General features: G+C 45.6%; 20 protein-coding genes. 8 read left to right on the top strand and 12 right to left on the bottom strand.

Features of this window, described 5'->3' with window-relative positions; translation table 11 throughout:
• Positions 1-73: 73 nt before the first annotated feature.
• From B2W60_RS00760 to B2W60_RS00735, 6 genes are read right to left on the bottom strand one after another with little or no spacing between them, the layout of a single operon-like run.
• Positions 74-946 (bottom strand): hypothetical protein, encoded by an 873-nt coding sequence (locus B2W60_RS00760; protein WP_292361031.1) that lies wholly within the window; start codon positions 944-946, stop codon positions 74-76.
• Positions 947-976: 30 nt separating this feature from the next.
• Entirely contained in the window at positions 977-1,999 is a 1,023-nt protein-coding gene (locus B2W60_RS00755; protein WP_292361033.1) for an NAD(P)H-dependent glycerol-3-phosphate dehydrogenase, read from the bottom strand.
• 17 nt (positions 2,000-2,016) lie between these two features.
• On the bottom strand, positions 2,017-2,499 hold the full coding sequence (secB, locus tag B2W60_RS00750; RefSeq protein WP_292361035.1) for a protein-export chaperone SecB: 483 nt from the start codon (positions 2,497-2,499) through the stop codon (positions 2,017-2,019).
• 21 nt (positions 2,500-2,520) lie between these two features.
• The gene (gene grxC / locus B2W60_RS00745) at positions 2,521-2,778 is read right to left on the bottom strand and encodes a glutaredoxin 3 (RefSeq protein ID WP_292361037.1); all 258 of its coding nucleotides are present in this window, start codon (positions 2,776-2,778) and stop codon (positions 2,521-2,523) included.
• Between the two features lie 19 nt (positions 2,779-2,797).
• Positions 2,798-3,217, bottom strand: a complete 420-nt coding sequence (locus tag B2W60_RS00740) for a rhodanese-like domain-containing protein (protein ID WP_292361039.1) — start codon at positions 3,215-3,217, stop codon at positions 2,798-2,800.
• Between the two features lie 34 nt (positions 3,218-3,251).
• Positions 3,252-3,542, bottom strand: a complete 291-nt coding sequence (locus B2W60_RS00735) for an ArsR/SmtB family transcription factor (protein ID WP_292361041.1) — start codon at positions 3,540-3,542, stop codon at positions 3,252-3,254.
• A 158-nt stretch (positions 3,543-3,700) separates the two neighbouring features.
• On the opposite strand from B2W60_RS00735, the gene gpmI reads away from it, so the two are divergent.
• Genes gpmI through B2W60_RS00710 form a run of 5 tightly spaced genes read left to right on the top strand, consistent with a single transcriptional unit; the run spans position 3,701 to position 9,114 of the window.
• Positions 3,701-5,233, top strand: coding sequence for a 2,3-bisphosphoglycerate-independent phosphoglycerate mutase (gene gpmI / locus B2W60_RS00730; protein WP_292361043.1), 1,533 nt, complete (start codon positions 3,701-3,703; stop codon positions 5,231-5,233).
• Between the two features lie 11 nt (positions 5,234-5,244).
• A complete protein-coding gene (locus tag B2W60_RS00725) occupies positions 5,245-6,390 on the top strand; it encodes a murein hydrolase activator EnvC family protein (protein WP_292361045.1) in 1,146 nt (381 codons plus the stop codon).
• A gap of 24 nt (positions 6,391-6,414) precedes the next feature.
• Complete coding sequence (locus tag B2W60_RS00720; protein ID WP_292361047.1) at positions 6,415-7,728, top strand: S41 family peptidase; 1,314 nt, start codon at positions 6,415-6,417, stop codon at positions 7,726-7,728.
• Between the two features lie 15 nt (positions 7,729-7,743).
• On the top strand, positions 7,744-8,298 hold the full coding sequence (locus B2W60_RS00715) for a DJ-1 family glyoxalase III (RefSeq protein WP_292361049.1): 555 nt from the start codon (positions 7,744-7,746) through the stop codon (positions 8,296-8,298).
• Positions 8,299-8,310: 12 nt separating this feature from the next.
• The gene (locus B2W60_RS00710) at positions 8,311-9,114 is read left to right on the top strand and encodes a response regulator (protein ID WP_292361051.1); all 804 of its coding nucleotides are present in this window, start codon (positions 8,311-8,313) and stop codon (positions 9,112-9,114) included.
• 3 nt (positions 9,115-9,117) lie between these two features.
• On the opposite strand, the gene B2W60_RS00705 is transcribed toward B2W60_RS00710, so the two are convergent.
• Positions 9,118-10,014 (bottom strand): LysR family transcriptional regulator, encoded by an 897-nt coding sequence (locus tag B2W60_RS00705; RefSeq protein ID WP_292361052.1) that lies wholly within the window; start codon positions 10,012-10,014, stop codon positions 9,118-9,120.
• 100 nt (positions 10,015-10,114) lie between these two features.
• Between B2W60_RS00705 and metE the strand changes: the two genes are divergently transcribed.
• Positions 10,115-12,394 (top strand): 5-methyltetrahydropteroyltriglutamate--homocysteine S-methyltransferase, encoded by a 2,280-nt coding sequence (metE, locus tag B2W60_RS00700; RefSeq protein WP_292361053.1) that lies wholly within the window; start codon positions 10,115-10,117, stop codon positions 12,392-12,394.
• 32 nt (positions 12,395-12,426) lie between these two features.
• Here metE and B2W60_RS00695 read toward each other — a convergent pair whose 3' ends face one another.
• Positions 12,427-13,359, bottom strand: coding sequence for a LysR family transcriptional regulator (locus B2W60_RS00695; RefSeq protein WP_292361055.1), 933 nt, complete (start codon positions 13,357-13,359; stop codon positions 12,427-12,429).
• Between the two features lie 129 nt (positions 13,360-13,488).
• Here B2W60_RS00695 and B2W60_RS00690 point away from each other — a divergent pair, with 129 nt between their 5' ends.
• Positions 13,489-13,767 (top strand): DUF2798 domain-containing protein, encoded by a 279-nt coding sequence (locus B2W60_RS00690; RefSeq protein WP_292361057.1) that lies wholly within the window; start codon positions 13,489-13,491, stop codon positions 13,765-13,767.
• Here B2W60_RS00690 and B2W60_RS00685 read toward each other — a convergent pair.
• Genes B2W60_RS00685 through B2W60_RS00670 form a run of 4 tightly spaced genes read right to left on the bottom strand, consistent with a single transcriptional unit; the run spans position 13,764 to position 17,045 of the window.
• Positions 13,764-14,468 carry a (5-formylfuran-3-yl)methyl phosphate synthase gene (locus B2W60_RS00685; protein WP_292361059.1) on the bottom strand — a complete coding sequence of 235 codons (705 nt, stop codon included), beginning with the start codon at positions 14,466-14,468 and terminating at the stop codon, positions 13,764-13,766. The genes B2W60_RS00690 and B2W60_RS00685 overlap by 4 nt on opposite strands.
• A complete protein-coding gene (locus tag B2W60_RS00680) occupies positions 14,461-15,045 on the bottom strand; it encodes a DUF447 domain-containing protein (RefSeq protein WP_292361061.1) in 585 nt (194 codons plus the stop codon). The genes B2W60_RS00685 and B2W60_RS00680 overlap by 8 nt, the downstream gene beginning before the upstream one ends.
• Positions 15,017-16,492 (bottom strand): DUF6513 domain-containing protein, encoded by a 1,476-nt coding sequence (locus tag B2W60_RS00675; protein WP_292361063.1) that lies wholly within the window; start codon positions 16,490-16,492, stop codon positions 15,017-15,019. The genes B2W60_RS00680 and B2W60_RS00675 overlap by 29 nt, the downstream gene beginning before the upstream one ends.
• On the bottom strand, positions 16,485-17,045 hold the full coding sequence (locus tag B2W60_RS00670; RefSeq protein WP_292361065.1) for a flavoprotein: 561 nt from the start codon (positions 17,043-17,045) through the stop codon (positions 16,485-16,487). Before B2W60_RS00670 ends, B2W60_RS00675 begins: the two co-directional genes overlap by 8 nt.
• 138 nt (positions 17,046-17,183) lie before the next feature.
• On the opposite strand from B2W60_RS00670, the gene B2W60_RS00665 reads away from it, so the two are divergent.
• Positions 17,184-18,497: an NAD(P)/FAD-dependent oxidoreductase gene (locus B2W60_RS00665; RefSeq protein ID WP_292361066.1), complete on the top strand. Its 1,314-nt coding sequence runs from the start codon at positions 17,184-17,186 to the stop codon at positions 18,495-18,497.
• Positions 18,498-18,534: the final 37 nt, after the last annotated feature.

The following is an 18,534-nucleotide window of genomic DNA, read 5'->3' as shown; positions in this document are numbered from 1 at the left end:
CAACCTTATTTAGGACGGGTCAAGACCAATAAAAAAGGCGCTTTAAGCGCCTTTTTATCATTATCAGGATAGTTTATTCCTTATTTTCTTCCAGTTGCTGTTTGAGCTGTTCAAGTTGCTCAGACATTTCAAACAGGACTTCCTTGATATTGGCTACATCGTCAGTCAGATTATCTGTTTGGCGCTTGGTTCTGGCAATCTCTTCACGCATTTCCGGGGTTAATGCACCCGTATCCTGGCCTTTCCGCTCGGCTGCAGTGGCTAATACGGTTGGAATATCAATTACAACCCAGTCAGACCGTTCCGATCCATCCTCTTGGTAATATGACACACCATTATCCAAAGCCACTTTGGTTGCTGGCTGAGAGTCTGATCTACGGTTACCCGGTAATAATGGATTTACCCGGCGATCAATCTCCTGGCCGGTATACTGTTCTTTATCACGGTACTCCTCATGCAGAAGACCAAAAATGATATTCAAACGGCCATTATTATCGACAAATACCCGGCCACTATTGGTTTTGCGTTCTGCCGCAATCGCACCGGCATGAACACCCAAGGTAACAAACGTAATATCTTCGTTGGGCTGGGCACGGTTTAGCCCCTGCGCTAATGTTGAACTTAAAATTTGCAGTTCACCCGGAGAAAACAAGGGGACTTGCTGAGTTCTTAATAATACGCGTTGGTTGACGTAAAGCGATGACAGTACCTCACGCATTTCGTCCTGATTTATTGGCAACGGATGCTGATTGGTTCCTGGCTGATCACGCTCTACCAACCGAACGTATTGCAGATTTGATTCCCAAAGTATCGGACCACTTTGTGACATGACAACTTCATCATCATTTGATGATTTTTTACTGAAGGGGTTGCCACAGGCAGACAAGCCGACCGTCATTGCCATACTGAGTGCAATGATGCTGCTGTATTTCACAATGCCTTGCATATAAATTTCCTCAATTAATTCGTATCACGTTTATCCGACTACCGGAGACTCTGCTTTTTGTTCACGACATAATAACGCCTGAACAGATTTGCGCGGATCGTACCCTTCAAACAGGATTTTGCATACCTGCTCAACAATCGGCATTTCAATTCCGGCTTGCTGCGCGCGTAATAAAACTTCTCTGGCAGCATGCATGCCTTCCACTGTTTTACCCACTTTTAACACCGCCTCATCAACTGTCAGTCCGGAACCTATGGCTAAGCCTAGCTGGCGGTTACGGCTCTGATTGTCTGTACAAGTGAGGATCAAATCTCCCATGCCAGACAAGCCAAACATGGTTTCCGGTTCAGCGCCCAACGTACTGGCTAACCGCATGATTTCAGCCATGCCTCGCGTTAATAAAGCTGCCCTCGCATTGGCACCATACCCCAGGCCATCACAGATCCCTGCGGCGATTGCCAGCACATTTTTAACGGTGCCACCAACTTGCACACCCAACACATCATTGGTGGTATAAGCTCGTAAAGTGCTGCTGTGAAGGGCATTGGCTAATGCATTCGCAAATTCGGTATTCCGGGAAGCTACGGTTAAAGCGGTGGGCAATCCGGCTGCAACTTCTGCTGCAAATGATGGGCCCGATACGACTGCCAGTGAGTGTTTTGCACCAAGTATTTCAATCGCCGTATCGTGCAGAAACTGACCAGTATGCGGCGTTAAACCTTTAGTTGACCAGCTAACAGGAATACCTTGTGGCAAAACAGGTTTGATTCTCAGCAATGTCTCACTAAAAGCCGCGCTAGGCACTGACACCATTACATGTTTGCAGTGGGTGAGTGCCTTTTCCAGATCCATTTCAATTTTTAATGTGTCCGGCAGAATAATTTCCGGCAGATAACGGCTGTTCATCCGTTCTGCCGCTATTCGCGCAAGCTGTTCTTTATCACGGCCCCATAACCAGATTTCATGGCCATTTCTGGCCATAGCAATCGCCAGCGCTGTTCCCCAGGCACCGGCACCAATCACTAAAGTTGGCATTAAAGCAAATGAGGTCATTGCCGTGAATTCAGGTTCTAATGCGTATTCTGTGCTGCTTCAGTTTGCTGGCGTGCCTGGTCAATTTGATGTCTGTAAACTGCATCAAAATTCACTGGTGCCAATACCAACTGCGGGAAACCGCCTTTGATAACGACATCTGAAACGACTTCACGGGCAAAAGGAAAAATCGTATTCGGGCAATAACTGCCAACTAAAGGCCCCATTTCTTCTTTGCTGTAACCCGTTAAAGTGAAAATTCCAGCCTGCTTCACCTCAGCAATAAAGGCAACTTGATCATTCACTTTGGCTGTTACGGTAACAATCAGAATGATTTCATGAGTATCTTCATCGAGACGGGTATATTCATTACCTAACTGCAGATCCAGTTTCGGCTTCCATTCTTCACGAAAGATTGCCGGCGAATTAGGCGTTTCAAATGAAATATCTTTGGTATAGATTTTTTGAATGATGAACTTAGGTTGTTGCTCTTCTGTTGCTGCTGCATTTTCTTCAGCCATGATTTTCCCTCTCGTTAAAATTTAATTTTTTGTCAGTAAAGCATCGAGCTGACCAGAACGATCAATATCAACCAAATCGGTGTAACCACCGACTGCTTTACCATTAATAAATATTTGCGGCACGGTACGACGCTGACTTTTCTGCATCATTTCTTCACGTTTTTCAGGATGCTGATCCACTCGGATTTCATCGTAGCTAATGCCTTTACGATCCAATAATTGCTTTGCCATAACGCAATAAGGGCAATGTGCGGATGAGTAAATGATGACTTTATTCATAACAGTGCGTTCCAAGCTTTTAACTGAACAGCGGCAATTTGGCATCTCGCCAAGCGTGTAAGCCGCCAGACAGCACATGAATATTGGTGTAACCACGAGCCTTAAACTGCTTTGCCGCAGATTTAGCACGTTGGCCGCTGTCGCAAACCAAGACGATTGGTTGCTCTTTCTTTTTTAATGGCTTCAGGTTCGCATCGATATCTGCCAGCGGTACGTTCACTGAATCAACGATATGTGAGCTTTCGAATGCGGCTTTATCACGCACATCCACAAAACAGCCTTTCTGCTGATTCACCAGATTGACAGCCGTCGTTACATCAACTGTATTAAAACCACTGAGTTTGCGTGTTAAGGAATCGGAAAACACCAACCATAGCAGTACGACAAACAAGCTGGACAGTATCCAATGATTAACAATAAATTCGCCCAGATTTTCCATTAAACAACCCTAAAATTAAGAATATTGATGATATTTATTTCGTGCCAAATAGTTCACACATCATACTGATGAGTCGCAACAGACGATCATCTTTAACGCGGTAAAATATCCGATTTGCATCTCGTCTGGCCGCTAAAATATTTTTTTCTTTTAATTTGGCAAGATGCTGAGACACGTTACTCTGTGTGGTGCCAACATGATCGACAATATCCTGCACTGACAGCTCTTTATCACCTAAGGTACAAAGAATTTTCAAACGCAATGGATTTGACATTGCTTTCAGCGCAAATGCGGCGCGTTCAATATCTTCATCTAAAGCATGCATTTGCGGGTTTCCAGTATGTGAAATGATGTCAGTCAATGCGATTGCAACTGTAATTGATTACAAAAGCCCATATAATACACAGCATTGTTGTTGATTTGCAGTGTTCACTGTTTTTGACAACCGCAAGCCGTCTCAACCCGTGTTATAAGGATAAATCCATGAGCCACATGCACCGCCCACTTGCGCTGATAATTCTGGATGGCTGGGGTTATAGTGAGGAAGCAAAGCATAATGCCATCATGGCAGCCAACACCCCTGTCTGGGATCATCTTTGGAATGATTACCCGCACACCCTGATCAACGCCTCCGGTGCAGGCGTCGGCCTGCCAGGCGAACAAATGGGGAATTCAGAAGTAGGGCACCTAAATATCGGTGCTGGCCGCGTGGTTTATCAGGAGTTTACCCGGATAAGCCGTGCCATTCGTACGGGATCATTCTTTAGCAATCAAACCCTTACAGATGTGGTGGATGACGTTGTACAAAACAATAAGGCCCTGCACATTATGGGTTTGCTGTCAGATGGCGGGGTCCACAGTCACGAAAGCCATATTCATGCCATGGTTAAGCTAGCGGCCGATCGTGGGGCCAAAAAAATCTATTTACACGCCTTTCTGGATGGCCGGGATACTTCACCCAAGTCTGCCCTGCAATTTGTCGAAAATATGCAAGCCAGTTTTAACGAAACCGGCGAGGGACGCTTTGCCAGCGTGATCGGTCGTTATTACGCAATGGATCGCGATAAGCGCTGGGATAGAGTTCAGCAGGCTTATGAGCTGATTACCAACGCAAATGCACCTTATCACGCAGACACTGCTTTTGAAGCCATTGAAAATGCATATGCTCGCGGTGAAACAGACGAATTTGTTAAAGCGACCCTTATTGGCGAAGCGGCGCCAATTGAAGATGGCGACAGTATCGTGTTTATGAACTTTCGCGCTGATCGGGCTCGTGAACTGACACAGACATTTATTGATCCTGACTTTAGTGATTTCCCCAAGCCGCGAACGCCAAAACTTTCTCAGTATGTGACGTTAACCGAGTATAAAAAGGATTTTGTTGTTCCCGTGGCTTTCCCGCCGGAAAAACTCAATAATCTGCTGGGGGAGTGCATTGCTAATGTTGGCTTAAAACAGTTACGTATAGCCGAAACCGAAAAGTATGCGCATGTCACTTTCTTTTTCAACGGTGGGCGAGATGCTCCCTACGAGGGAGAAGACAGAATTCTGGTGCCATCTCCTAAAGTTGATACCTATGATAAACAACCTGAAATGAATGCCGCTGAAGTTGCTGAAAAATTAGTCAAAGCCATTCATAGCAATCAATATGATGTCATTATCTGTAACTTTGCTAATGCCGACATGGTAGGCCATACCGGTAATTTTGATGCCGCCGTCAAAGCCATTGAAGCCCTGGATAACTGTCTTGGCAAAATCTGGTCGGCTTTAAAAGAAAGTGGTGGTGAGATGCTGGTGACTGCAGATCACGGCAATGCAGAAAAAATGCTTGATGATGAAAAAGGACAAGCTCACACAGCTCATACCAGCAATCTTGTACCGTTTATTTACGCTGGTCGTCCAGCCATTTGTGCGGAGCAGGGAGGCTTGTCTGACATTGCGCCAACCATGTTAAACCTTATGGGCCTGACCATTCCGGCCGAAATGAATACTCACCTGCTGGTAAAATTACTCTGAACATACGCACCATGACACGATATTTAATTCTGCTGTTTTGGCTGGTTCAGCCGTTAACGTTGACGGCTGAACCTTCATCGGCTAAAAAGCTGGAAGCGGTACGGGGCGAAATCTCTGAGTTGGATAAAACCCTTAATCTCAATAAAAAAACCCAGGCCGAGCTGCAACAGCAATTAAAGAAACAAAGTCTTAAGGTTTCAGAAATCAACCGTGAGTTAAACCAGATAAAACAGTCAATCGCTGTCAAAGATGACGAATTACTCAATCTGCAGCAACAGCAGGGACTTAACCAGCAGCAACAGGAAAAACAACTGGCAGCGCTGAATGAACAGATTCGCTCAGCCTTTATGAATGCTCAACCAAGCTACCTGAAGATATTATTGTCAGAACAATCACCAGAACATGTCAGTCGCAGTAATACGTATTACCGTTATTTTCATACCGCTCGTCAGGAGCAGATTGACGCCCTGCAAGCCACATTACAGAATTTAACTGAACAGGAAAAAGCCATTTATGCTGTTAAAAAAAATCTTGGCGAACTTGAACAGCAACAACTGTCGCAACAGGAAGCTTTAAAACAACAAACCGCTGAACGGGAAAGAACGCTTGCGGCACTGAATAAGAAAATCTCCGGGCAAGATGCTCAACTCTCAGCATTAAAAGAAGAAGAAAAAAATTTACAGTCTTTATTAGACACTCTTGCCAAAAAGGCGGCCAAAAGGCCTCCACCTGCAGCGCCAGTGAAACCAAGTGAACGTTTCTCGAGTCTGAGTGGAAAGTTACAGTGGCCTTTGACGGGGAAAATTCTGGCGAGCTATGGTAGTCAACGTAATCTTGATAAACTCAGTTGGAAGGGCATACTGATAGCTTCTGAGAAAGGTTCATCAGTAAAGGCCAGCGCGGATGGAAGAGTCGTGTTTGCCGACTGGATGAAAGGCTTTGGCTTGTTAATCATTATCGACCATGGCGAACAATTCATGACACTTTATGGCAACAATGACAGTCTCCTTAAAAACACGGGTGATGTTGTGAAAGCCGGTCAGGTAATTGCACAGAGTGGCGACCAAGGTGTCAGACAAACCGCTGGATTATATTTTGAAGTACGTCATAAAGGCAGTCCAACCAATCCGATACAATGGCTGCGCAAGCAGGGTTAATTAGAAATAAGGAATAAAGTTCATATGCGCTTTTTGAAACGAGATTTTGCGCTGGTAACAGCGGGTGTCATTATCGGCATCACATTGATTTTTGGCCAAATGGTGTTAGCCGATAAAAACCCTGTCGCCAAACCTGACTTGCCGATTGATGATTTAAGGGCTTTCTCTGAAATTTTCGGCCGTATAAAAAGCAGTTATGTTGAGCCGGTGGAAGACAAAACTTTGCTGGAAAATGCCATTCGCGGCATGTTATCCGGGCTCGACCCCCACTCAGCCTATTTGGACTTAGGTGAATTCAAAGATTTACGTGAAGGAACCTCCGGTGAATTTGGCGGCCTGGGTATTGAAGTCTCAATGGAAGATGGCTTCGTTAAAGTAGTAGCGCCTATTGATGAAACCCCAGCTGCAGAAGCTGGTGTCAAATCAGGTGATTTAATTATTCGTCTGGATGATACTCCGGTCAAAGGATTAAGCCTGGCTGAAGCAGTTGAAATTATGCGCGGCGAACCGGGTAGTAAAATTATGCTGACAATTATCCGTGAAGGTGCTGATAAACCGCTTAAGCTTGAATTGACTCGCGCCATCATCAAAGTGAAAAGCGTCCGTACAGAAACTTTAGAATCAGGTTATGGCTATGTCCGCATAAGTACCTTTCAATCTCCAACGGGAGAAAGCCTGCGCGAGGCCATAAATCAACTAAAAACTGACAATGGTGGAAAATTAAAAGGTCTGGTTTTGGATTTACGTAATAATCCGGGTGGGGTATTAGATGCAGCGGTTGAAGTTTCTGACGCTTTCCTTAACAAAGGCATGATTGTTTACACTGAAGGCCGCATTCAGGATTCAGATCAAAAATTCCACGCCAAACCGGGCGATATGCTGAATGGCGCGCCGATTGTGGTGCTGGTCAACGGTGGTTCGGCTTCTGCTTCCGAAATCGTGGCTGGCGCCCTGCAGGACCATCAGCGAGCGGTTATTCTTGGCACTAAAACCTTTGGCAAAGGATCCGTTCAAACGGTTATGCCACTGACCAATGATACAGCAGTGAAAATGACAACTGCACGTTATTACACGCCATCCGGCCGTTCCATACAGGCGGATGGTATTGAACCGGATATCAAGCTTGATGCTCTGCAAATCAGTGCAGCCGAAGATAACGGCTTTCAACCTTTACGTGAGGCGGATCTGAGTCGTCATCTGGAAAATGGCATGCTGGAAGAGCTGGGCGAAAAACCGTCTGCAGATGAAGAGGAAAAACAACCTTTAGCGCTGCGTGATTATCCGCTGTCTCAAGCATTAAACCTGTTGAAAGGCATGAGCCTCATGAGCAAACGTTAAAACGTTATTCACATCATGAAAACTGTATTAATACCGCTTGCAGAAGGCTTTGAAGAGCTCGAAGCCGTGACTGTGATAGATATTCTCAGAAGAGCGGAAATAAACGTTGTTACTGCCAGCTTAACCAGGCATCAACAAATCAATGCCAGTCGTGGTGTCCGGTTAGTTGCGGACACCACTCTGGATGAAGTTATTAATGATGATTTTGATATGCTGATTTTGCCGGGAGGACAACCCGGCACTAATAATCTTGATGTCGATCCTCGCATTCATGCGCTGATTAAACGTTTGCATCAAGGCGACAAATGGATTGGAGCAATATGTGCGGCACCGATGGTGTTAGCGCATTCCGGCTTACTGAAGGGACTCAAGGTCAGCTGTTACCCTGGCGCACTTGAGGCTGTTGAGTGGCCTGAAATCCAACTCAGTAATGAAGCTGTCGTTTGTGACAATAACGTCATTACTTCACGAGGTCCGGGGACGGCAATCAGTTTTGCCTTGATGATTATCGAAAAATTGATCAATAAAACTACCCGCCAGCAAGTCGAAACGGGTCTTGTCATTCGCTAAAACGGAAGTCGCATGTATTCACTGAATGAATCAGAACTCTCAATATTATTGGTTGAACCATCTTCCGTTCAGCTGAAAATTATTATGCGCGAATTGCAACAGGCGGGGGTCACTAAAATCGACGGTGTTCATGATGGGGCCCAAGCCATTGAAGCCATGCAAAAATATCCTCCTGACCTCGTTATCAGCGCAATGTATCTGCCTGATATGACTGCCACCGAACTACTTTCCTCGATACGCAGCATAGATAATCTGGAAAATACGCATTTTATGCTGATCTCCAGCGAATCAAATATTGATGCCCTGGAACCATTACGACAATCCGGTGTGGTTGCCATCCTGCCAAAACCTTTTGATCACGCGAACCTGCAAAGAGCTATACGTACAACACTACAGCACATTGATCCAACTGAAATCGAATTGCAGAATTATGAAGTCGATCAACTGGAAGTGTTACTGGTTGATGACAGTCTGGTCTCACGAAATCACCTTTGTCGGGTTTTTCAAAGCATGGGAATTAATCAGATTCATCAGGCTGAAAATGGTATTGAAGCCATTGAAATTCTTAAACAGCAAAGCTTTGATTTGGTCGTGACCGATTTGAATATGCCAAAAATGGATGGTCAGGCTCTGGTGGAACACATTCGCAGCGAAATGGGCAATACATTTGTACCGATCTTAGTAGTGACCAGTGAACAAAATCAGACCCGACTGGGTCAGGTTGAACAAGCAGGGGTTTCAGCGATTCTTGATAAGCCTTTTGAACCGCAGTCCATCCGCGAAATCTTGTACCGTGTTCTGGACGATCGTACCTAAGCGTTAGAGCGTAGGGGGTATCCTGGATTGTTTGCCGAGAGTGATAAACCGTTGTAAATAGCTGACCTCTTCATCCGATTCTCTGATAGCCGCAAAAAGTTTTTTAGCCAGGCCTTTTTTGCCAAGACGTATAGCCCTTACCGGCAGGGTTTGACAAAACTCCATCGCCAACCAGTTAGGCAAAACGGTTATACCTCTTTGCAAGGCCACCATTTGTACCATGATATCCATGGATTGCATGGCTTTGCTTCGTGGATGAATTCCCGCAGGCATTAAAAACTGAGTAAAGACATCCAGGCGTTCATGGGCTACCGGAAAGGTCAGCAATAACTCATTCTGTAGAGCTGATGCCTCAATATAACTTTGCCGGGCTAATGGGTGATTTTCTTCCACCAACAGCACCAGCTCATAATCAAACATCGGTTGATAAAGTACTCCAACCTGATTAACCGCATCCGGTGTCACCAGCAAATCAATATGATGATTTAACAGACCTTCCATTCCGGAAAACTGGAATTGATGCACGATATCCACATCCATCTGCGGCATTTCCCGCAGAAAATCAGCCAGAATTTTTTTCAGCCATTCATAACAGGGATGACATTCCACGCCGATGCGCAGTATTCCTGCACGTCCTTCAGCATATGCCTGCAAGGTTTGCTCGGTCTGCTCTAAAACCGGTAAAACTTGCTGAGCAACCTGCAACATCAATTCACCAGCCTGGGTCAGTCTTAATTTTCGTCCATCGCGCTGCCACAAACTGATTTCCAATTTCTGCTCAAGGTAGCGGATCTGATGAGATAAAGCCGATTGCGTAACAAATAATGCATTCGCTGCCGCCGTTAAACTGCCGTTTTCAGCCAATGCCTGAATAATGCGTAAATGCGCTCGCTCGATCATATATGAATATATCTCATAAATTTGTTAACAATCATCATTATTACTCATAAATTAAGCTGATTACAATGGGCTGCTTTAAAACCGATTGAGAGGATATCGAATGGTCAGCACACATAATCTTGGTTTTCCACGTATTGGTGAACGACGCGAATTAAAATTTGCATTGGAACGCTACTGGCGGGGCGAAATTAATACCGAGGCATTAGAAGAAACCGGCAAAACATTACGTTTACGGCATTGGGCACTGCAAGGCGAACTGGATCTGTTGCCTGTCGGAGACTTTTCTTTTTACGACCATGTGCTGGACACCAGTCAGATGCTCGGCAATCTGCCGACAAGGGTGGATAAAAATGCCGATGCTTTAATCCAATATTTTCAGGCATCACGTGGTCAGGCTGGTTCGACTTGCTGTGATCATCAAATTGACGCAGCTGAAATGACTAAATGGTTTGATACCAACTATCACTATCTGGTGCCTGAATTTACTGCTGATACCGACTTTTCAGCTCATCCAGATAGATTGCTATCTCAAATTACAGAAGTAAAGACTGCGGGTTACAACGCTAAACCTGTATTGGTTGGTCCAGTCAGCTATTTATGGCTGGGCAAAACCAAAGATGAAAGCGACAAACTGGCTTTATTGGAAAGAATATTACCGGTTTATGCTGAAATTCTGGATGGATTAGCTAAGGCCGGTGTTGAATGGGTACAAATTGATGAACCCATTCTGGTTACTGAGCTCTCTGTTGAGTGGCAGCAGGCTCTGCAAAAAGCCTATTTTTCATTAGCCAAGTCTCAGGTTAAGCTGCTTCTGACCACCTATTTCGGTCAACTAAAACAGAATCTGCAACTGGCATGTGAATTACCAACGGCAGGCTTTCATCTTGATGCGATAAACGCGGCGGATGAAATTATCCGTGTGGTGGATTGGCTGCCATCGCATAAAATTTTATCGCTGGGGGTTATCAATGGTCGAAACATCTGGAAAACCAATTTAAACCAAACACTTAATCTGCTTGAACCGATACACAAACGCCTTGCAAATCGCTTATGGCTGGCACCAAGCTGCTCACTGTTACATGTGCCTATTGATTTGCAATCTGAACAGCATCTGGATGCTGAGGTACATGACTGGTTAGCCTTTGCTGTACAAAAACTGGATGAGCTGCAAGTATTGGCTCGGGCACTTAATGCAGGACGTGATAGCGTAACAACACAACTGGCAGACAATAATCAGGCCATTCAACACCGCCAGCAATCGACTCGGGTTCACAATCCTGCAGTCAAGCAACGCTGCGAGGCTATCCAGCCCGAGCTGGCACTGCGTCAAAGTAATTACACTGAACGTGCTGCGATCCAACAGACGGACTTACAATTACCGGCATTTCCAACCACCACCATCGGCTCTTTTCCACAAACCAATGTGATTCGTCAGGCACGTAAACAATTTCGTCTGGGCCAACTGGGCAATGCCGAATATCAACAGCAGATGCAGGCAGAAATTCGCTACGCCATTGATAAACAGCTGGAATTGGATCTGGACGTTTTGGTGCACGGTGAAGCAGAACGGAATGACATGGTCGAGTATTTTGGTCAACAACTACAAGGCTTTGCATTTACGGATAATGGCTGGGTGCAGTCCTATGGTTCACGCTGTGTTAAACCACCCATTATTTTTGGTGATGTATCACGGCCGCGTCCAATGACGGTAGAGTGGACCCAATATGCCCAATCTCTTACTGACAAACCGGTTAAGGGCATGTTGACGGGGCCAGTTACGATTCTCAACTGGTCGTTTGTCAGAGATGATCAATCGCGCAGCGAGACTTGTAAGCAAATTTCATTGGCCATTCGTGATGAAGTGATTGATTTGGAAGCAGCAGGTGTGAAAATCATCCAGATTGATGAAGCCGCGTTACGTGAGGGTTTGCCTTTACGACAATCTCAATGGCAGGCGTATCTCGATTGGGCGGTGGAAAGCTTCAAGATCTCAGCCAATGGAGTAGGAGATGAAACACAGATCCATACCCATATGTGTTATTCCGAGTTCAATGACATTATCGAAGCCATCGCCGCAATGGATGCCGATGTGATCACCATTGAAACCTCCCGGTCACAGATGGAATTACTGGATGTATTTCGTGACTTTGACTATCCAAACGCGATTGGACCCGGCGTTTATGATATTCATAGCCCGAACACTCCCTCTGAACAGTCGATGGTCGAGTTATTAAAACTCGCTGCACAGCGTATCGATAAGCAGCAATTATGGGTCAATCCTGACTGCGGTTTGAAAACCCGTCGCTGGGAGGAAGTAGAGCCGGCGCTGAAAGCGATGGTTTCAGCTGCCAGATTGTTGAGAAATCAACTTGCCGCTTAGCTAGAAAAATCGGGTAGGGAGAATCGTTTTCTCTACCCGCTTTTTACATGCCATTTGTCGGGCAAATGCTCATACAAATAATCAAAAAATGCGGCGACTTTAGGTGTTTTGGCATAACGATCTGTCACACAGAAATAAAACTCTAAGGGTTCCGCTTCCGCTTTAACCTCTGACAGATGCTCCGCCCCAAATAATTGATTTAATTGACCTGATGCCAGGTAAGGTTCTGCGACAAATGCTGCCAAACGGGTTATGCCGCCACCTGCTACCGCCATTTTAGCCAACATATCAATATCATCACTTACCGCTGTTGCGTTAATATCAGGCTCATAACGCCGACCTTCCCGAATAAAAGCCCAGCGGAAAATATGACCATCCACCGGGATCCGAAACATCAAACAATCATGATTTAACAAAGCCTGCGGGGTATCCGGATAACCTGCTCGCTGGAGATATTCCGGCGATGCACAAAAGATTAATGGCAATGTCGCAATTCGTCTTGCCACCAATCCATCCTGTAATTGTTGGCGAATACGGATACTGATATCAATACCTTCTTTTAGATGATCAATACGTCGATCTGTAGCCAGTAATTCCAGACTGATTTGTGGATAACGTTGATTGAACCCTGGAATTAATGGCGCCAAAACATGCCGCGAAAAAGCAGCTGAACAGGCAATGGTGAGCTTTCCTCCAACCTGACCCTGCATCGCTGAAACCGCTTGTTTGGCAAGCTCCAGCTCATTCAACAAGCCTTTGACCCGCTGGAAATACACCTCACCATTATCGGTTAAGGCCAGACTACGAGTTGTTCGAGTTAATAAACGCGCTCCCAGCGCGGTTTCCAGTCGAGCAATATTTTGACTGGCTGCCGCGGCGCTGATACCAAGACGGCGTGCAGCGGCTGCAATACTTCCCAATTCAACTGCTCGAACAAATGTTTCCACACCGCGCATTGTATCCATAAGTCATTAATATCAATTGTTTGAGAGTTTCGTAAGATTAGCTTATGAGTGTTTATAGTGTCTAGCGGCTACTGATAAGCAATTTCCAGCGGTAAGGTAGCCCCAGCATTCAACGAGCTGGAGACTTAAATGAAAAATAATTCCAACTGTGTCAACGTGGCTAAAAGAACATTTGGCAAACTACCAGCGCGCCTTACACCTTATGTATTTGCCTTTTACATGGCTTCGATTATGGCAGCATTGATGTGTTTGATTATTACCGCAGTACATCAGGGTATTAATGGAAAGCTTCTTTATGATGCATTGGTTGCTTATAAAGTCGCCATGCCAGCAGCATTTGTATGTATTTTGTTCGTACGACCTTTAGTCATGGCTTTGGTTAAACGAACCGTTTCAGCTGGCAATTAACCGGTTTTGGCTTTTGGCATACCTGCATTCATTTGGCTGTGGATCTGTTTAGCTAACTCTGGATCCAGAAAACTGGTGCGGGTCTGCTGATGACATAACGCACTACGAAAACCTAAATAATCGGCTTCCAACGGGCTTAGCTGCTGAATATTTTCGATTGTCAAGGCACCGGCCAAACCGCACAGTAACCCTGCGGATTTGGCTTCAACTACAAATCTCTTTAATGTTCCGATGGATAAATGGTCGAGTAAACCCTGACCGTTCTTTATGGCGGTATCCAGCATTACTCCGGCAAAACCTGCTTTGGCTAACGTCGGAATCATTTTTTGTGCTGGCAATTGATCGGCAAACATTACAGCGATAACCGGGGTATGGATGGCTTTGATTGTTGACTCGAGTTGCTCAATGCAACGGCTAAGATCCGGTTCATCAAAGATACCGATTTTGACATAATCAACACCCGTCGCAGCCATGTCTGAAATTGCAGCAGATAAGATATCCGCCTGCATCGTTAAATCTCCCACCGTCGCACTGCACAGACAACGATGATTAACCCAGCGAACAATCTCTGTTACGGTTTGATGCGTTAATGCGCCTAGAGCGCCTTGTGAAGGATTTTTCATATCCAGGATATCTGGCAGGTGCTCAATCAATGATTGAGCTTCCTCAAGGGATTGTACGCTGGCCAGCCACCTAGTCATGATTTAATTCTATTCCGGCAAGTTTTACTCTTTCCATTAACCAGTTCCATGCTTCCAGTTCTCGTTCACCTGCGGTTTTATCTATTGCAATGGTGAGATAGGCGATCTCCTCACGGATTTTCTGTTCAGATAACATGTCCAGGCGACTCACCAGAATAGCCGCTTCTATCACAGCATTCTGCGCACGATTAAAACCTCTGAACGGTTTGTGATTAACATCGCAAATCACCGCACCGTAAAAACAGGCACGTGGATCGGTGTCCACCAATCGAACCATCTCCAGTTCGATATGTGATAACGCATCACTGATGTACTCGCCCTCAATCTGCTGACAAGGGGATGTAGGCCAATCCCGGTGGCCGGTTAACGCCCCGGCAAAAATCCGCACATCATCGACAAAATTAATTGAGCATTGGCCATGACGGATCAGGTTGTCATAAGTGCTCGAGGGCTTAAAGGGTTTAATCTGAAAGTGACCATTTACTTCCGATATACCCATTGGTGCTAAATGCGGTTTACCATTTTCAGCTATCGTGACAACGATAACTTCATGTATCCGACTGATCAGCCGTGCCACAGGCGCGCTCCTTTTTATTTGGTTTCTCAGTTTCAGCCGTTCCACAGGCACGCTGTTTACGTTTTCTCATAGTGGTACCTTCCGCTTTTTGCTCGGTCAGATCCTCTGGCTCGGGCTCAACGGCGCAACCCCATTGCAAATCCTCGTCCTGGGTGTAACGTTTGCCAAGTTGCCAGGCTATCTGAGCACGGGCCAACTCCACCCCAAGATAAAAGGCGTGACCTGGATCGTCTTTAACCTGCAATTGCGGATAAAAAGCAAACGGATCGGTATCCTGTATCAAACCATCACGGTTAAAAACATAAATGCCCTGCGGGGCAATCTTAATCCGGTAATTAGGATCTTTTATATTTTCCGAGAGCTGAATAATTTCCTGCTCCGTATCCGTAAATGGCCTGCGTTCGTGACTGACCAGTAAGTCTGCTGTGAAATCACGAGGCAGACTATTATCATCTCGTGCAGCAAACATCATCCGTCTAGCAACGTCTGCTTCTTTAATTGCTCGCCGGGCATGAGGGCTGACTTCGGTAGCCAGCACATTGGTAATTTTTAACTCAGAAATAATGCCAAACAGCAGGGCATTGATTCCGCTGGTATCCGCATCCGTCAGCTCCGTCAGGTTACCAATCCCCATCATCATTGGCGCATCGGGATATTTCTGTCTTAGCGTATGATAACGAACAATGGAGTCGGTCAGGCCAAAGTGAATCGGATCCAGAATCGGATCGGCTATCCAGGGTTTACCGATTTTATCCATGGCTTCCATGGCGCGTTCTAACGATGCCAAGGATCCTGGTTCTGCGGGCACCAGAATAGGGATGGCATCGGTTTCTTTAGCCAGATCGATGGTGTCTTCTGTCAGACTAAGCAGGTAATCTGCCCCAGCTTTAGCCGCTCGTCTCAAGTCATCCATCGATAGTGAGTCCACACTAACTTTAAAGCCATTGTCATGCAGGGCGGCTATGGCTTCTTCCATTAATGGAAATTTTTCTTCCGGCAGGCAACCGATGTCAATCACATTGGCACCCGAGTCCCCATAATAACGGGCTCGTTCCAGAATGCCTTCGATATCTCGTTGCGGCGCATCGACAATCTCAGCAAAAATATTTACATCATAACGACTAAGATCTGGAATTTTTCGGGCTTTGCCAAAAAACACCGGTAGATCTTTAATTTCATCTGGACCGCGAACGACTTCGATACCTAAATTTTTACTCAACTCTGCTAAATCCCCACGACATCGTCCAGGAACGATAATCTGTTTGCATCCAGCGTAGTCTTCCGCTTTCAACCGCCGAGCAATCATTTTATCTGTCATTAATGCCGCCACGGATAAGCCTAGCTGATGCACTCTATAGTCAAACGGCAAAGGCGCCATTTCATTCAACACCTTTTCAACACTCGGTTGAGCAAGTTTTCCGGTGAGAAAAAGAATGGTTTCAGCCATGATCGGCGTTAACTTGTTCCAGACGTTTTTTGAGTGTTTCGTATAACGCTTCTGCGGATTCCACTACGGTTGTCGCCTCAAAGGTGCGCAGTTTTTCGGTATGCCCCAGATCCACAGCTCTGGGCCATAATCGCACCATCCGATCGGGAGCAGGGGTATCAACTTCAGGAATAGCATCACAGGCTAATACAATACTTGGTACACGGCATTTTCCTGCTTGCGCATAAACATTGGTAACCAACGTATCAGATAAGCCCATTACCATTTTGGCCACGGTATTTGACGTTGCCGGTGCAACTACCAGGGTGTGGTAATCGCCTCGATAAAATAACCCGACAGGCGGTGAGCTGGCAGCTCTATCCCGATAGACATGTCCCCCATTGTTCAACGCCTTAGGATCGTGACCGTACATACGGATAACTTCTTCCCCGGCTCTGCTGTAAAACAAGTCGACATCAGGTAAATCGCGGATTATTTCCAGACATTCGTCCAGATAATGCCCCGACCCTGAGATTGCCCAGGCCAGTTTTGGCTTTTCAGGCCGTGATTGCATTGTTCGTTCTCACTTGATGTTAAGCCTTGAATTTTGCCAGACTCTGACCTAGTAGTAAAAATTAGATAGGTTACGGCTTTACAGATAAGTTAAAATTAACCACATAATTTGCAACGGATTGATGGGAGTCGCATATCTATGTCTGAAGAAGTGCCAAAAATTGTAGTTGTCGGTGGTGGAGCAGGTGGCCTGGAACTGGTTACCAAACTGGGGAAAAAACTTGGTAAGAAAAAGAAAGCCCAAGTTACTCTGGTGAGTAGTACTCACACGCATATCTGGAAACCCCTTTTACATGAAGTTGCTGCCGGAACTCTTGACTCTCATGAAGACGAAATTGAATATTTGAGTCAGGCCATGTGCAGTGGTTTTCGTTTTCGTCTCGGTAGAATGGAAGGCCTTGATCGTCAAAATAAACAAATAACCGTTGCGCCAACCTTCAACGAAGACGGTGTTGAAATTATTCCGCGTCGTAGTTTTGATTATGACTATCTCATTATTTCTGTTGGCAGTGTCAGTCATGACTTTGGTATCAAAGGAGTTAGCGATCATTGTCTGTTCCTGGATACCACTAAACAAGCCGAATATTTCCAGAATCAGTTATTAGAATCTTATCTGCGTGCCCATACGCAAGGTCGCCCTCTTGATGAGGGGCAGTTAAATATTGCCATTGTCGGTGCTGGTGCTACTGGCGTCGAGTTATGCGCGCAGCTCTACGAAGTCTCACATCTGTTAAATGCTTATGGACTGGATGAAGTTAAACCACAAGATGTAAAGCTTACTTTAATCGAAGCTGCTGATCGTATTTTGCCTGGGTTGCCCGAGAATATTTCTGCCGCGGCTCAACAGGAGCTGAATGAACTTGGCGTAGAAATCCTTACTGGTGAGCGTGTCATAGAAGTGACTGATACTGAGATCAAAACGCAAAGTGGCCGTAATATCCCTGCCGCAATCAAGGTCTGGGCTGCGGGCATTAAAGCGCCTGAGTTTCTCAAAGATATTGACGGGCTTGAAACCAACTGGATGAACCAATTAGTCGTAAAACAGACGCTTCAAACCACATTTGACGATGATATTTATGCGATAGGTGACTGCTGTGCCTGTAAATGGATAGGACAGGATCAGAATGTTCCCCCGCGTGCCCAGGCCGCGCACCAAATGGCCTCGCTGGTTTACAAGTCTATTGTCAATCGGATGAAAGACAAGGAACTGCCGGAATATCACTACCATGACTATGGTTCACTGGTTTCTTTAGGACGCTATGGTACGGTCGGTAATCTGATGGGTAATTTAAGCAAGGGCAGTATGAAGGTTGAAGGACTGATGGCACGCATGATGTATTTGTCTTTATACAAAATGCATCAGGTTGCTTTATTTGGCCCATTTCGTGTGCTGATGCTTTCGTTATCACATCTGTTCCGCCGGAGTGTTCATCCCAAGATTAAATTGCATTAATCCACGATGCGTATTCCTAAAAAAAGGCCCTTATAAG

The sequence above is a fragment of the Methylophaga sp. UBA2496 genome (assembly GCF_002341635.1).
GTDB lineage: Bacteria > Pseudomonadota > Gammaproteobacteria > Nitrosococcales > Methylophagaceae > Methylophaga.
Note: the sequence above shows the minus strand (reverse complement) of the source record. Positions and strands in the feature narration are given on the sequence as shown.